This window comes from Rodentibacter myodis (genome assembly GCF_001999305.1).
In the GTDB taxonomy this organism is placed as follows: Bacteria; Pseudomonadota; Gammaproteobacteria; order Enterobacterales; family Pasteurellaceae; genus Rodentibacter; species Rodentibacter myodis.
Genome location: NZ_MLHQ01000031.1, coordinates 1 through 14,609 on the forward strand (window position 1 = coordinate 1; position 14,609 = coordinate 14,609).

Below are 14,609 nucleotides of genomic sequence, written 5' to 3' on the forward strand. Positions count from 1 at the left end.
CACCGCCGGGTTATTATTTCTTTAGTTTATTTTTGTAAGTGAACTAAAGAAATAAAAATTTTTTGGCAGACATAGTGCAACAGACCCACCTGATTCCATCCCGAACTCAGAAGTGAAATGTTGTAACGCCGATGGTAGTGTGGGGCATCCCCATGTGAGAGTAGGACACTGCCAATTACCACATTTAGCGGAGTGGTAGTTCAGCTGGTTAGAATACCTGCCTGTCACGCAGGGGGTCGCGGGTTCGAGTCCCGTCCATTCCGCCAATTCTTTTCCATACCAATAGGGGCGTAGTTCAATTGGTAGAGCACCGGTCTCCAAAACCGGGTGTTGGGAGTTCGAGCCTCTCCGCCCCTGCCATTCTAAGTCTTTATTTTCAATATTTGATAGTATTTGTGCGTAAGCAGCCATTGGCTGTAAATTGATTTCCACGAGTTTGTCATTCCCTTAATCTGAATCAACAATATCACCAAGAATATTATTGATTAAGTTAAATTTTGTTAGATAAACAACTTTTTATTCAATAAGAAAATGATCTGAAAGCCATCCAATATAAGCGAGATCAGTCTAGGGAATACTATTAGGTAGGATAATTATCTGTTTAGATTGATTTTAGAGAATTGATTTGAACTGAGTTAAAAGTGCGGTTATTTTTAACCGCACTTTTATGGCTTTTGAGAACTAGACTTCGATACCCTCAAATAATGCGGTGCTTAAATAGCGTTCTGAGGCGGATGGCAGAATCACCACAATTAATTTATCCGCAAATTCCGGTAGTTTGGCAATACGATCTGCCGCGGCAACGGCTGCGCCGGAAGAAATACCGGCTAAAATCCCCTCTTCTGCCATTAATTGGCGGGCTGTAGCGATTGCTGTGTCGCTATCTACGGTTTCTACACGATTAATTAAAGATAGATCTAAATTTTTCGGTACGAAACCGGCTCCGATGCCTTGAATTTTGTGAGGGCCGGGTTTGACTTCGTCACCTGCAAGGGTTTGGGTGATGACCGGTGATTCGGCAGGTTCAACCACCACAGATGTAATGGCTTTGCCAAAATCTAATTTAATCGCGCGGGAAATACCGGTGATGGTTCCGCCCGTGCCAGCTCCTGCTACAACCACATCCACCTTACCTTCCGTATCTTTCCAAATTTCTACACCGGTGGTTTCTCGATGAATTTGTGGGTTTGCCGGATTTTCAAATTGTTTCAACATAACGTAGCGATTAGGATCGGAAGCAACAATTTCTTCGGCTTTGGCGATTGCCCCTTTCATTCCTTTTGCCCCTTCGGTAAGAACGAGATTTACGCCTAAACCACGCAATAAACGTTTACGTTCCAAACTCATTGTTTCCGGCATCGTGAGTGTGATTTTATAGCCACGGGCGGCAGCGACATAGGCAAGCGCGATACCGGTGTTGCCACTGGTTGCATCAACGATCTCTTTATCTTTCGTTAAGATTCCGTCTTTTTCAGCCTGCCATACCATATTGGCACCAATGCGGCATTTCACGCTAAAACTTGGGTTTCTACCCTCAATTTTCGCCACAATATTGCCGTTGCCGAAATGTTTTAAACGTACAAGCGGTGTGTTACCGATAGTGTAAGAATTGTCTGCATAAATTGTCATATTTGCTCCCTGAAGTCTGTTTTTATGTTGTCAGTGGCGTAGTTATAGCAGTGCTGCGTCCATTTAAAAAATAGTTATTTGATCTATTTTATAACCAAACGTTATTTCACGATTTGATTATTCTTGGCACGAATATCTTTATTCTTGCTTTGCGTTGAAAGCGTTGTGGAAGATTGACGGCGATCATTAAAGTTCATATCAAAACGCAAATGATCCCGATAGTTTTCTACCCACATTAAAGTTGCACCGCATACCGCAACAGGAATGATGACCAAATTAACAAGGGGTAAAAAAGTACAACAAGTGACTAATCCACCAAAAGTCAGGCTTTGTGAACGTTGCTCACCCAAGGCATTTTTCATCACATTGAAAGAAACTTTGTGGTTATCAAAAGGGTAATCGCAATATTGAATTGCCATCATCCAAGCGGTGAACAAGAACGTAAGTACGGGAACAATAGTTTGTCCCACCACAGGAATAAAACCCAATAAGAATAGCCCCACAATCTTTGGCAGGCTATACCATAATTTTTGCCATTCACGGCGTAACATTCGTGGTACATCTTTCATTACATCCAGCCAGCTATCATCATTAATCGGTTCACCGGTCAGCATTTTTTCCAATTTTTCTGACAATAATCCGTTAAAGGGGGCGGCGATAAAACCGGATAAAGTCGTAAAGGTGAAATAGAACAACAGTAAAATCATTCCTATGGAAAGCACGAGTAAAACCACACTTAAAAAGCCTAACCAATCGGGCATAAACCCCATTACCCAATCAATAAGCGTGCTAATTTGTGAAATAAACAGCCAAAATAAACCACTGAGTAATAGGATATTTAGTAAAATCGGCATAATCACAAAGCGGCGTAATCCCTTTTGTCGAATAAAATGCCAGCCCATCACAAAATAGTGAAAACCGGATTTGATTTCTTGTTGATTAATCATCTTTTTCTTCCCTTTGAGGTATTAATAAACGTCATAAGTGCGGTTGATTCTGACCGCATTTTTAGCTTGAAATTCCCACGCTTGCCCTGTTTTTTCAGTTCTCAAAATATGATAGCATTGGCGCAATTTTATTGCCTGTTAGGGGAACAAAAATGGATCTGAATACTATCCTGATTATTTTGGGCGTGGCGGCATTAATTGCCCTTATTGCACACGGATTATGGTCAAACCGCCGTGAGAAATCAAAGTATTTTGAAAACGCCACCACATTTAACCGCACTTCTATACAAGAACAACCGGAGCCGCCGCAACAATCGGATTCTGAATCACTCGCTCATCAAACACAGCCCGATTTTTTGGCAAAAGCACCACAGCAACCCATTGATTATGACAAGCCGACATCGCAAGTAAACTATGATGAAATCGCACGGACGGTAGATGATATTAAAATTTCGATTCCTGACACTCAGCCACCGCGCGAACCTATGCGTATGGAATATAATATGAGACCATCCGCAAATTCGCCAAAACTTAGTCAAGAAGATAATGAATTTGATAACCTAAATGCTTCTTTAGAACAGACTTCACCGGCAGCATTGAACGAAACGAATGAGATGACATCTACCGTGCATTTTAACGAAGCACGCACATCAGAACCGAGTGTACAAAAACAAACTTCCGGTTATATTCAACTTTATGTCATTTCGCCACAACACCGTGAATTTCAAACCACAAAATTAACGCAATCCCTTGAAAATCTCGGCTTTATTTTGGGTGAACGTAATATGTATCATCGCCATTTTGATTTAAGCGTGGCAAGTCCAACTTTATTTAGCGTGGCGAATTTACAAGATGATGGGGCATTTAATCCGTATAATGTGGATTCCGGCACAATCGGTGTCGCCTTATTTATGAAATTGCCTTCACCGGGAAATAATCTGGCAAATCTCAAATTAATGATTCTTGCCGCCAAAACCCTTGCGGAAGATTTAGGTGGTTCGGTACTAACCGAAGACGAACAAATTTTTGATGATTACCAAGAACAGCTTTATCTCTCCCGCGTATAAAACACCTTAATTTTTGACCGCACTTTTGCCTTCGGCGAACCTTGAGTTCGCCGTTGTTATGTCGAATTGATGAAAAGTGCGGTCAAATTTCAGTGAGAATTTTATGACAAACATTCAAACCCAAATCGACACGTTACGCAAAACCTTGCGTCAATATGAATATGAATATCACGTTTTAGATAACCCAACAGTGCCGGATAGTGAGTATGATCGCCTTTTTCATCAACTCAAAGGATTGGAATTGGAACACCCACAACTGGTTACCGCCGATTCCCCCACTCAACGGGTAGGCGCAAAACCACTTTCCGGTTTCAGCCAAATTCGCCACGAAATGCCAATGCTTTCTTTGGATAATGCCTTTTCTGATGAAGAATTTTATGCTTTCGTTAAACGTATTGAAGATCGCTTGATTGTATTGCCTAAGCCACTGACATTTTGCTGTGAGCCAAAGTTAGACGGGCTTGCCGTGAGCATTTTGTATATAAACGGCGTGCTTACCCAAGCGGCAACGCGGGGGGATGGCACAACCGGTGAGGACATTACGGCAAATATTCGCACTATCCGCAATATTCCGCTGCAATTATTAACGGATAATCCGCCTGCCCGCTTAGAGGTGCGGGGGGAAGTCTTTATGCCGCACGCCGGGTTTGAACGCCTGAATGAACAGGCACTGGCACGTGGCGAGAAAACCTTTGCCAATCCTCGTAATGCCGCCGCCGGTTCGCTACGTCAGTTAGATCCGAAAATCACCAGCAAACGCCCATTGGTGCTGAATGCCTATGGGATTGGCATTGCGGAGGGCGTGGATTTACCTACCACCCATTATGAACGCTTACAATGGCTAAAATCTATTGGTATTCCCGTGAATACGGAAATTCGTCTTTGCAATGGCACGGATGAGGTGCTTGATTTTTACCGCGATATTCAAAATAAACGCAGTAGTCTTGGCTATGATATTGACGGCACCGTATTAAAAATTAATGACATTGCCCTGCAAGAAGAACTGGGGTTTATTTCCAAAGCTCCCCGTTGGGCGATTGCTTACAAATTCCCCGCACAAGAAGAATTAACCCGATTGAATGATGTAGAATTTCAAGTGGGACGCACCGGTGCAATCACGCCTGTGGCAAAACTTGAACCGGTTTTTGTGGGCGGCGTAACGGTGAGCAATGCCACCTTGCATAATGGTGATGAAATCGCCCGCTTGGATATTGCCATTGGTGATACCGTGATCATCCGCCGAGCAGGCGATGTGATTCCGCAAATTATCGGCGTATTGCACGAACGCCGTCCGGCAAATGCCAAACCCATCGTTTTCCCAACCAATTGTCCCGTGTGTGATTCCCAAATTACCCGCATTGAGGGCGAAGCGGTGGCGCGTTGCACCGGTGGCTTATTCTGTGCGGCACAACGCAAGGAAGCCTTGAAACATTTTGTTTCCCGAAAAGCGATGGATATTGATGGCGTAGGCGGTAAATTGATAGAACAGTTAGTGGATCGTGAATTGATTCACACCCCTGCCGATTTATTTAAACTGAATCTCACCACCCTTACCCGTTTGGAACATATGGGGGCAAAATCGGCAGAAAATGCCTTAAATAGCCTGAACAAAGCAAAACAAACCACCTTGGCACGTTTTATCTTTGCCCTCGGCATTCGTGAGGTGGGGGAAGCGACCGCCTTAAATTTAGCAAACCATTTCAAAACCCTTGAAGCCTTGCAAAATGCAGATTTTGAACAACTTCAACAAGTACCGGATGTGGGCGAAGTGGTAGCAAACCGTATTTTGGCATTCTGGCACGAGCCACATAATGTGGACGTAGTGAATGACTTAATCGCCCAAGGCGTACATTGGGATACGGTGCAGATAAAAGAAGCGGGTGATAACCCCTTTAAAGGCAAAACCGTTGTACTCACCGGCACACTCAGTCAAATGGGACGAAATGAAGCCAAAGCCCTCCTCCAAGAAATGGGGGCAAAAGTGAGTGGTTCGGTTTCTGCCAAAACCGATTTTGTGATTGCAGGCGATGCCGCAGGCTCAAAATTGACGAAAGCACAGGAATTGGGCGTGGCGGTATTAACGGAAGAAGAATTTTTAGCTCAGCTTTAAAATTATTGATTTTTTTGACCGCACTTTATTCCTTGTTCGTATCATCAATAAGTGCGGTTGCGCTAACAGTATTTTTCTATCCATTGAGCTACTTTGGCAATCGTTCTATACTAACGCCTCTCTATTTTCTTTTGATAAGGATCGCCAATGAACCCAATGTTACAACAGCTTAAAAACCACCGCTCTATCCGACAATTTACCGATCAGCCAATCAGTGCGGCACTTCGCCACGCGATTTTAGAGGCGGCGAAAATGGCATCCACTTCACAGCATATTCAGGCAACCCACATTATTCGCATAACCGATCCCACAATTCGTAAAAAATTGCGTGAAATCTGTTCCAATCAAGTTTATGTGGAAAGTGCGGCGGAATTTTGGGTATTTTGTGCCGATTTTGCCAAACACGCCCAAATTGTGCCAAATGCAGAATTGGATTGGGCAGAGTGGTTGCTGGTTGGGGCGATTGATACAGGCATTTTTGCCCAAAACGTGCTTACTGCCGCCGAAGCAAGCGGTTTGGGCGGTGTATTTATCGGCTCGCTACGCAATGATATTGAACAAGTGGATAAACTGCTCAAACTGCCGCAATATGTTGTGCCGCTGGTGGGAATGTGTTTGGGCTATCCTGCTCAAGATCCGATGTTACGCCCACGCTTTCCGGTGGAAATGCTTTGTTCCGAAAATGAATATCGCCCGTTAGATCCGGAGAAACTCGCCGAATTTGATGCGGAAATTTCCGCTTATTATCAAGCACGTTCGCAAAAAGATCTCACGTGGTCGGATTATATGAAAGGCGTATTTGCGGAACAAAAACGCCCGCAGATTTTGGCTTATTTGCAATCTAAAGGCTTGCTGACGCGGTAAATTTAACATTGGGGGCGTTTTGTATCCTACCAATATCGTATAAAAAACTTGTTGAAAATTGACCGCACTTTTCACATCAAGAATGGCATTTTGTTTGTTGTTTATAACGGAAAGACAAAATCCATCTCAATTTGACTGAAATCACGTTAGAAAACCTACACACTTTCCTACAAAACTACCCGCTTGTTTCAATGATTGAACTGCAATACGCCTTTGGTTTGGCAGATAAAAATAGGGTGCGAAAATGGCTTCAACCTTTGTTGGAAAATGGCATATTAACGACAACCGGACGAGGGGAGTTTGTGGAATGGCGGGGATAATGGCGAGAATAAAGTGCGGTGGATTTTGACTGAGATTTTTAAATAAAAATACCGCCAAAGGCTAAACCTTTTGGCGGTATGTCGTTTTTCTTAGATAAAATTCACTACATTAATATCCAAACCATTTTCCAACATAGCCACTAATTTTGGGGCATTTTGTTGGAAGAAAGGGGATGCCAAATGAGCGTCTAACTCGGCTTGGCTTGCCCAGCGTTCAATAAAGCAATAAGTGTTTGCTTTATTGGCGACCGCGCCGCAATCGTAGCTTTGACAGCCTTGATGGGTACGGCTTTCAGCAATAAATTGTTGTACTAAATTTTCAAATTCGCTTTCTTTACCTGATTTCACTTGGCAAGTGGCATAAACACCAATCATATTGACTCCTTATTGTTTATCAAGTCTGGTTAAGTAAGGTTTCACAACAGCCCAAACTGCAGGAAAGTTTGCAATGAAGGTAGCGTGAGGGGTATTAGGGATTACGGCTAAATCGCCCTGCGGCAACATTTTATAGGCGGCAAGTACGCTGTCTAGTGGTGCATTGGTATCGTCTTCGCCCACAACCAACAAAACAGGCGCTTGGATTTTGCCGAAGGTTTCTTGGCTAACCACGGTGTTATCGTAGTTCTGATTTGCTTGGGTAAACCATTGTGCGGTTTTTTGCGGTTCGGGGCGGAGTTTTTGTTGCGCTTGCCAATAGGCGGAATCCATAGCCTCAACTTGAGCAAATTTTGCCCGCTTTTTCATTCCGCCTTGGATAAAGCCTTTTTTCCATTCGCCTGCACCAATGGCAATCACCATAGCGGTTTGGTTTGGATATTGTGCGGCAAAGGTTAATGCGGTGTAACCGCCATCGCTAAATCCTAGCAAGCCAACTTTTTGGGTAATTTGGGCTGCTTTTAATACGGCTTGAAGATCTGCCGCTTTTTGAGCATAAGTTGGCACAGCCTGTCCCACTTGGGATTTGCCGTGTCCACGGGTGCTAATGCTGATGACCTGATAATCAGCACGCAATTTATCCATAAACTCGCCCATTTCCGCAGGCGAACCGACTAATCCACCGTGTAACACCACAAAAGGCGAGCCTTTGCCATAGATTTCATAATAAATCTTTGCACCATCATCGGCAGTGGCATAATGCCCAACCTGCTCATTGTTGCCATAAGGTGTTTGGCTTTGATAGTTTTCTGCGGTTTGACCGAAATAACGTAGAGGAGTAGCGTAGCCAAATGTACTGTAAAGTGTCGTTAGAAATAAAAGTGCGGTTATTTTTTTCATTGTTTTTTACATTTCATACTCAGGTTTACGCAACAAATGTGCTGCATTGGGCTTAATTTCTGCGTCATACACTTTTTCTTTCCATTCTTCCGCCGGAATTTCGGTGTAATCAATGGTGATATATTCTGCCGGCGTATTTAAGCGTTCGCTGGCAAAAGCGGTTAAATCATCGGCAAAGGCTTGTAATTCTTGCTCGGTTAAACCTTTTGGGTAACATTTGATATTGATATGTGGCATTGTTTTTTCCTTATTTAAATTGGTTTTGGTGCGTGCATTATAGGGAATGCCATGATATAAATTAAATCATCTTTTTATATAAATGTTATATATTATTTTTATATCTATGAGCCTGAACTATATTGATCTTAATCTCTTAAAAACCCTCAATGCGTTATTGTTAGAACGCAATGTGAGCCGTGCGGCGGAACGGTTAAACCTGACTCAACCGGCAGTGAGTGCAATGCTTGGGCGATTGCGGCATTTATTTAATGATCCGCTTTTTATCCGCACTTCACACGGAATGTTGCCGACCGATCGTGCTTTAGCCCTTGCCGAGCCGATTGCTCAAATCTTGCAACAAATTGAAATTGCCGTGCAACCTGTGAATACCAACCCTGCGGCGTTAGAAATGACGTTCCGCATTGCCGCCACGGAAAACGGAATGCAAACCCTTGCCGTTCCCTTTGCCTTTAAAATTGCACAGCTTGCGCCTAAGGTCAAAATTGCCCTGTTGCCCATTCAAGGGATTGATGTAGAAGAAAAATTAGCCAATGGCGAATGTGATTTAGCCATTGCCGCCGATTTTAGTTTTAGTGAACAGCTTTATCATCAAGCCTTACTGGACGAACGTTATATTTGTGCCGTTCGCCGAGATCACCCTGTGCTACAACAAGAATGGAATTTAGACCGCTTTTGCGAATTGGATTTTGTGCTGGTTTCCTACCAAGGCGGGCAATTTGAAGGGGCAACCGATGAAGCTTTGGAGAAACTTGGGCGAAAACGCAAGGTGATGTTTTCCATTTCACATTTTTCATTATTGCCTGATTTTTTAAATCACACCGATCTTGCTGCGGTTGCCCCCTATCATTATTTGGCACAACAAAAGGATTTAGTGTTGCTTGAACCACCGCTTGAAATTCAAGGTTATCGCAAAGTAATGGCGTGGCACGCCCGATCTCATCATAATCCCATTCAGAAATGGTTTCGGCAGGTGATGAAAGCAGTGGCGGAAGAGGTCGTGGTAAAATGCATTTAAATTCACCGCACTTTTGGGTGATATATTTGTCTTGATAGCGTGATGAATGATGACTTATTGGAAATAAAGAGGTAAAAATGCAAACACGTAGAGAATTTTTAATGATGAGTGCAGGCGTGGTTTGTGCCGTGAGTATGCCGAGTTTGGTGTTGGCGAAAACAAAGAATCAGCCCTTAAATGCTACGGCAATCACTAAAGTCTTTGGTGATGGTGTACAGATGGTGGCGGTTGCCATTGAATTTGCACAAGAATTAACAATGGCGGATATTCAGGCTGCAGATTTTAAGGTTGAAGGCAGAACGATACAAAAAATATTTGTTAGTCAGGAAGCAGGTTTAACTGCCAGTGAAAAAGGTCAATTTGTGATTGTAGCGTTACTTCCTAACGAAGTGGGTAGCAGTTTACAGGAAACTGTGCAGTTGGCGAATGCAACAGCACAATCACCAACGCCCAATAGCGGTAAACCACGTTGGGTAGCAGGCGATACGATGAGCAAAATTATTCGCTACAAAACAGCACAGGCAAAGGTTTTAGCCGAAGGAAAAACATTGGAAACAAGTGCGGTGAAAAATTTAATTGTTGATGATTTTCAACAGGCAGAATTTCACGATCCGCAAACGGCGAGAACCTTGCCTTATAATTTATTTAAACCGCAAGATCAAAGTACACCGCTACCCTTAGTCTTATTTATGCACGATGCAGGTGCAACCAGCGATCAAACGGAAGTAACCCTTTTTCAAGGACTTGGGGCAGTGGTTTGGGCAGCGCCGGCCGAACAAGCTAAACGTCCGTGTTATGTATTGGCACCGCAATATAATGAGATTATCGCCGATGATGATTGGCGTACCTCCGATATGCTAGACACCACAATTCATTTGGTGCAAAAGTTAATTCAAGAAGAAAAAATCGATCCCACACGAATTTATGTAACAGGGCAGTCTGGCGGTTGTATGCTGGCAACGGCGATGAATGTGAAATATCCTGATTTCTTTGCTGCAAGTTATTTGGTTGCAGGCAAATGGAGTGCGGATTTAGTTGCACCATTGGCAAAAAATAAAATTTGGTTTATGGCATCCGTAGATGACCTTGGGGCATTTCCTAGTTTTAATGCAATCACTGAGCGTTTAGCACAAGAAGGGGCAAAAATCAGTCGTGCAGAATGGAATGGCACTTGGAATGCGGATCAATACCGTTTTGCTTATGATGATCTCATTGCTGAAAACAGCCCAATTAACTACACCATTTTTGCGAAAGACACGGTATTTCGTGAAACCGACAGCCGTCAAGGAGCAAGCGGACATCGTAATACCTGGCGGGTTGCGTATAGTATTGAGCCAATTCGTGAATGGTTGTTTGCTCAAACGAAATAATCTAGGGGGGATTGATAAATTCCCTGCAAAACAACCGCACTTTGAGCAATCACTCAAAGTGCGGTTCATTTTTATGGTGTTTTACGGATTAATAATCTTCAGGATTATAACCAGAGTAAGCACGGGTAAGAATGTCTTCCATATCCGCCACCAACGGTAAGCGAGGGTTTGCCGGTGAGCATTGGTCTTCAAAGGCGAGAAGTGCAATATCACGGCGGGCATCCATCCAAGATTTTTCATCTAAACCTTGTTCTTTGAAGGACATTTTAATGCCACAGCGTACCGCTAAATCATAGCAGGCTTGAGCGTAAGAACGTACGCCTTCTTCCGGTGTGGCACAAGGCAAGCCGAGCATACGGGCGATGTCTTGATATTTCACATCCGCTTTGTAGTAGTTATATTTCGGCCAAGTGGCGGTTTTTTCCGGACGGGTGCCGTTATAACGAATCACGTGCGGCATTAAAATCGCATTGGTGCGTCCGTGTGGGGTGTGGAAATGTCCCCCGATTTTGTGCGCAAGAGAGTGGTTCATACCCAAGAATGCATTGGCAAATGCCATCCCTGCCATTGTAGAGGCATTGTGCATTTTTTCGCGTGCTTCAGGATCTTTCTCTTTCACCGAACGTTCAAGGTTTTCAAACACCAATTTGATTGCTTGTAATGCCAAACCATCGGTGAAGTCATTCGCAAGCACGGAAACATAGGCTTCGGTGGCGTGGGTAAGCACGTCCAAACCGGTATCTGCCGCAACGTGTGCAGGTACGGTCATCACCAATGCCGGATCGACAATCGCCACTGTTGGGGTTAAGGAGTAGTCGGCGATTGGATATTTTTTATCGCCTTCCGTGATCACCGCAAACGGGGTTACTTCCGAACCCGTACCGGAAGTGGTTGGAATCCCGATAAAGCGGGCTTTGCGGCCTAATTGTGGGAATTTGAAGGCACGTTTGCGGATATCCATAAATTTTTGCACTAAATCACGAAAATCCACTTCAGGTTGTTCATAGAATAACCACATCACTTTCGCCGCATCCATTGCCGAGCCACCGCCTAATGCGATAATGGTATCCGGTTGATAGCTGCGTAATAATTCTGTACCACGGCGAACGGTTTCAATTGACGGATCCGGTTCCACATCGGCAAAAAGTTGATAGGTAACGTGATTGCCGCGGGCGGTGATTTGTTTGGCGATTTTTTCTACAAAACCTAAATCTACCATCGTGCGGTCGGTTACGATGACGACACGTTCCATTCCTTTCATTGATTGTAAATATTGAATTGAATCCCGTTCAAAATAGATTTTTGACGGTACTTTAAACCATTGCATATTATTTCTCCGTCTGCCTACACGTTTAATGTTGATTAAATTGACCGCACTTACATTGTTGCCTACGGAATTTTTGCCGTAAGAACCGCAGCCCAAGGTGAGGGACGGAAGGAAAGAGTTGTACACATCGCCGATACCGCCGAAAGTGGACGGTGAGTTCCAAATCACACGAATGGCTTTCACCCGTTCACCAAAAGTTTTGGCAAGTTCGGCGTTTGCGGTATGAATTGCTGCGGAGTGACCCAAGCCGTGGAATTCCACCATTTGTTCCGCTTTATTTAAGCCGTCTTCCGTGGAAGTGGCTTTCACTAAAGCCAGCACCGGAGAAAGTTTTTCACGGGTTAGCGGTTCTTTTTCGCCCACTTCTTTACATTCGGCAAGTAAAATATTGGTGCGAGGCGGTACTTTAAAGCCTGCTTGTTCGGCAATCCACGTTGCCGGTTTACCCACAACATTGGCATTTAATTTGGCACCGGCACAGTTTTTACTGTCTGCTTTCACGCCGAACATTAATTCTTCCAACATTGCTTTTTCTTTTTTATTGACGAGATATACGCCGTAAGATTGCATTTCTTTGATGAAATCTTCATAGATTTCTTCATCAACAATCGCCGCTTGTTCAGAGGCACACACCATTCCGTTATCGAAGGATTTTGACATTACAATGTCGTGTACCGCTTGTTTTAAATTAGCGGATTTTTCCACATAAGCAGGCACGTTACCCGCCCCCACACCAAGTGCCGGTTTACCGCAAGAATAAGCGGCTTCCACCATTGCATTACCACCGGTGGCAAGAATGGTGGCTATGCCCGGGTGTTTCATTAAAGCGGAAGTGCCTTCCATTGAAGGATGTTCAATCCATTGAATACAGTCTTTCGGTGCGCCTGCTGCCACAGCGGCTTCATACACAATGCGGGCGGCGTGGGCGGAAGATTGTTGTGCGGAGGGGTGGAATGCGAAAATAATCGGGTTGCGGGTTTTTAAGGCGATTAAAGATTTGAAAATCGCGGTGGAGGTTGGATTCGTAGTTGGTGTTACACCACAAATTACCCCGACAGGATCGGCAATTTCGGTAATGCCGGTGACATCATCTTCACTAATCACGCCTACGGTTTTGAGGTTACGCATATTGTTCACCACATATTCACAGGCAAACAGGTTTTTGGTGGCTTTGTCCTCAAATACACCGCGACCGGTTTCTTCATAAGCGTGCATCGCCAGAATGCCGTGTTTGTCCAAGGCTGCAACAGAGGCTTTTGCCACAATGTAGTTTACTTGTTCTTGATCAAGTTGGCGGAAGGCTTCCAATGCCACCAAACCTTTTTCAACAAGTGCATTCACTTCTGCTTGTGCAGGACTTACTGCATTTTCAACATTACTCATAATGTTTTCTCCTAAAGTTTAAAAAATTAAAAATCTAACTATTTCTAATTATATGGAGTTTGTTTTTTTAACTCTAACGTCTTTTGGCGTTATTCAATAAAAAGCTGATCTCTATCAAATTTGAATAAGCTGAGAAAAAATTTATGTATTGAGCTATTTATTTATCGAGGGATTTGGCTCATAATCCCGCACTTTATTGTCTATGACTTTTTGAGGAAATTTTTATGTCGGCAGCAAAAGACGGTTTAGCGAATCCGGGCCCGTTGGGGTTGTGTGGTTTTGCATTAACAACGTGGTTACTTTGTTTAATTAATGCGGGTGTGTTTGATAGCACAAACCTTGGCTTAGTGTTAGGAATGGCATTCGCTTTTGGCGGAACGGCACAGATGATCGCCGGAATGTTTGAATTTAAAAAAGGGAATACTTTCGGTTTTACCGCCTTCATCAGTTATGGTGCATTCTGGTGGTCTTGGGCGTTATTTGTGGCATTCTTTAAAGGCGAAGCTTCACCCCAATTTGTGGCGTGGTATTTAGGTGCGTGGGGAACATTCACCTTAATGATGTTTTTGGCGACCTTCCCGAAACCATGCGCATTACAAGCGATTTTCTTCTTTTTAACCCTCACTTTCTATGCCCTTGCCATTGGCGATGCCACGGGCAATCACGCAATTGTCAATGTGGGCGGCTATTTAGGGTTAATCACCGCCCTTTGTGCTTTCTATTTGGCAGCCGCAGAAGTGCTAAACGAATCTTACGGTAGAACCGTATTACCAATTGGTGAGAAAAAATAGTTTTTTGTGATATTTACGTAGCTAATTAGCCTAGTATTAAAAGTAGAGACGCCATGCTGGCGTCTTTATTAGAATTTAAGAAATTTCAATAGGTTAACTCTAAGGAGACAAAGCGTGGAGTCCCTCTAAATTACAAGCTCTCTGTTGAGTAATGCAGGAAAATTTAAAAAGCGGCTTTCTCCATTTCTTTGTAAAAAATCTTAGAAAGCAATAATTATTACTTGACATCAATAAAATAAGGAGCAAAAAATGAGCCTACAGCCTACAGCCT

Annotated in this window: 13 protein-coding genes, 2 tRNA genes and 1 rRNA gene; 10 read left to right on the top strand and 6 right to left on the bottom strand. The window is 43.6% G+C overall.

Annotated features, from left to right (window positions below; translation table 11 throughout):
* The first annotated feature begins 61 nt into the window (after positions 1–61).
* From rrf to BKL49_RS10775, 3 genes are all read left to right on the top strand, one after another.
* Positions 62–177, top strand: a 5S ribosomal RNA gene (rrf, locus tag BKL49_RS10765).
* Between the two features lie 12 nt (positions 178–189).
* Positions 190–266 (top strand) — tRNA-Asp (locus tag BKL49_RS10770).
* An 18-nt stretch (positions 267–284) separates the two neighbouring features.
* Positions 285–360 (top strand) — tRNA-Trp (locus tag BKL49_RS10775).
* Between the two features lie 321 nt (positions 361–681).
* On the opposite strand, the gene cysK is transcribed toward BKL49_RS10775, so the two are convergent.
* Both cysK and cysZ read right to left on the bottom strand, forming a co-directional pair.
* Positions 682–1,629 carry a cysteine synthase A gene (gene cysK, locus BKL49_RS10780; RefSeq protein ID WP_077425324.1) on the bottom strand — a complete coding sequence of 316 codons (948 nt, stop codon included), beginning with the start codon at positions 1,627–1,629 and terminating at the stop codon, positions 682–684.
* 101 nt (positions 1,630–1,730) lie between these two features.
* Positions 1,731–2,576 carry a sulfate transporter CysZ gene (cysZ, locus tag BKL49_RS10785; protein ID WP_077425326.1) on the bottom strand — a complete coding sequence of 282 codons (846 nt, stop codon included), beginning with the start codon at positions 2,574–2,576 and terminating at the stop codon, positions 1,731–1,733.
* A 152-nt stretch (positions 2,577–2,728) separates the two neighbouring features.
* Between cysZ and zipA the strand changes: the two genes are divergently transcribed.
* The 4 genes from zipA (at position 2,729) to BKL49_RS12840 (ending at position 6,937) form a co-directional block, all read left to right on the top strand.
* Positions 2,729–3,643 carry a cell division protein ZipA gene (gene zipA, locus BKL49_RS10790; RefSeq protein ID WP_077425328.1) on the top strand — a complete coding sequence of 305 codons (915 nt, stop codon included), beginning with the start codon at positions 2,729–2,731 and terminating at the stop codon, positions 3,641–3,643.
* A gap of 103 nt (positions 3,644–3,746) precedes the next feature.
* Positions 3,747–5,753 carry an NAD-dependent DNA ligase LigA gene (gene ligA / locus BKL49_RS10795; RefSeq protein WP_077425330.1) on the top strand — a complete coding sequence of 669 codons (2,007 nt, stop codon included), beginning with the start codon at positions 3,747–3,749 and terminating at the stop codon, positions 5,751–5,753.
* A gap of 147 nt (positions 5,754–5,900) precedes the next feature.
* Complete coding sequence (gene nfsA / locus BKL49_RS10800; protein WP_077425332.1) at positions 5,901–6,617, top strand: oxygen-insensitive NADPH nitroreductase; 717 nt, start codon at positions 5,901–5,903, stop codon at positions 6,615–6,617.
* Positions 6,618–6,808: 191 nt separating this feature from the next.
* The gene (locus BKL49_RS12840; RefSeq protein WP_279625918.1) at positions 6,809–6,937 is read left to right on the top strand and encodes a hypothetical protein; all 129 of its coding nucleotides are present in this window, start codon (positions 6,809–6,811) and stop codon (positions 6,935–6,937) included.
* 90 nt (positions 6,938–7,027) lie between these two features.
* Here BKL49_RS12840 and BKL49_RS10805 read toward each other — a convergent pair whose 3' ends face one another.
* From BKL49_RS10805 to BKL49_RS10815, 3 genes are read right to left on the bottom strand one after another with little or no spacing between them, the layout of a single operon-like run.
* Entirely contained in the window at positions 7,028–7,312 is a 285-nt protein-coding gene (locus BKL49_RS10805; RefSeq protein WP_077425334.1) for a putative quinol monooxygenase, read from the bottom strand.
* Positions 7,313–7,321: 9 nt separating this feature from the next.
* Complete coding sequence (locus BKL49_RS10810) at positions 7,322–8,212, bottom strand: alpha/beta fold hydrolase (protein WP_077425337.1); 891 nt, start codon at positions 8,210–8,212, stop codon at positions 7,322–7,324.
* A gap of 6 nt (positions 8,213–8,218) precedes the next feature.
* Positions 8,219–8,449, bottom strand: a complete 231-nt coding sequence (locus BKL49_RS10815; RefSeq protein ID WP_077425339.1) for a tautomerase family protein — start codon at positions 8,447–8,449, stop codon at positions 8,219–8,221.
* Between the two features lie 106 nt (positions 8,450–8,555).
* Between BKL49_RS10815 and BKL49_RS10820 the strand changes: the two genes are divergently transcribed.
* Both BKL49_RS10820 and BKL49_RS10825 read left to right on the top strand, forming a co-directional pair.
* Positions 8,556–9,467, top strand: coding sequence for a LysR family transcriptional regulator (locus BKL49_RS10820; protein ID WP_077425341.1), 912 nt, complete (start codon positions 8,556–8,558; stop codon positions 9,465–9,467).
* A gap of 77 nt (positions 9,468–9,544) precedes the next feature.
* Positions 9,545–10,837, top strand: coding sequence for a prolyl oligopeptidase family serine peptidase (locus BKL49_RS10825; protein ID WP_077425343.1), 1,293 nt, complete (start codon positions 9,545–9,547; stop codon positions 10,835–10,837).
* Positions 10,838–10,925: 88 nt separating this feature from the next.
* Here BKL49_RS10825 and adhE read toward each other — a convergent pair whose 3' ends face one another.
* The gene (gene adhE / locus BKL49_RS10830) at positions 10,926–13,547 is read right to left on the bottom strand and encodes a bifunctional acetaldehyde-CoA/alcohol dehydrogenase (RefSeq protein WP_077425346.1); all 2,622 of its coding nucleotides are present in this window, start codon (positions 13,545–13,547) and stop codon (positions 10,926–10,928) included.
* 224 nt (positions 13,548–13,771) lie between these two features.
* On the opposite strand from adhE, the gene BKL49_RS10835 reads away from it, so the two are divergent.
* Entirely contained in the window at positions 13,772–14,338 is a 567-nt protein-coding gene (locus BKL49_RS10835) for an acetate uptake transporter (RefSeq protein ID WP_077425348.1), read from the top strand.
* Positions 14,339–14,609: the final 271 nt, after the last annotated feature.

Excerpts from the sequence above, each read along its gene's own strand:
- cysK (WP_077425324.1), bottom strand. The coding sequence starts at position 1,629 with ATGACAATTTATGCAGACAATTCTTACACTATCGGTAACACACCGCTT.
- cysZ (WP_077425326.1), bottom strand. The coding sequence starts at position 2,576 with ATGATTAATCAACAAGAAATCAAATCCGGTTTTCACTATTTTGTGATG.
- zipA (WP_077425328.1), top strand. The coding sequence starts at position 2,729 with ATGGATCTGAATACTATCCTGATTATTTTGGGCGTGGCGGCATTAATT.
- ligA (WP_077425330.1), top strand. The coding sequence starts at position 3,747 with ATGACAAACATTCAAACCCAAATCGACACGTTACGCAAAACCTTGCGT.
- nfsA (WP_077425332.1), top strand. The coding sequence starts at position 5,901 with ATGAACCCAATGTTACAACAGCTTAAAAACCACCGCTCTATCCGACAA.
- BKL49_RS12840 (WP_279625918.1), top strand. The coding sequence starts at position 6,809 with ATGATTGAACTGCAATACGCCTTTGGTTTGGCAGATAAAAATAGGGTG.
- BKL49_RS10805 (WP_077425334.1), bottom strand. The coding sequence starts at position 7,312 with ATGATTGGTGTTTATGCCACTTGCCAAGTGAAATCAGGTAAAGAAAGC.
- BKL49_RS10810 (WP_077425337.1), bottom strand. The coding sequence starts at position 8,212 with ATGAAAAAAATAACCGCACTTTTATTTCTAACGACACTTTACAGTACA.
- BKL49_RS10815 (WP_077425339.1), bottom strand. The coding sequence starts at position 8,449 with ATGCCACATATCAATATCAAATGTTACCCAAAAGGTTTAACCGAGCAA.
- BKL49_RS10820 (WP_077425341.1), top strand. The coding sequence starts at position 8,556 with ATGAGCCTGAACTATATTGATCTTAATCTCTTAAAAACCCTCAATGCG.
- BKL49_RS10825 (WP_077425343.1), top strand. The coding sequence starts at position 9,545 with ATGCAAACACGTAGAGAATTTTTAATGATGAGTGCAGGCGTGGTTTGT.
- adhE (WP_077425346.1), bottom strand. The coding sequence starts at position 13,547 with ATGAGTAATGTTGAAAATGCAGTAAGTCCTGCACAAGCAGAAGTGAAT.
- BKL49_RS10835 (WP_077425348.1), top strand. The coding sequence starts at position 13,772 with ATGTCGGCAGCAAAAGACGGTTTAGCGAATCCGGGCCCGTTGGGGTTG.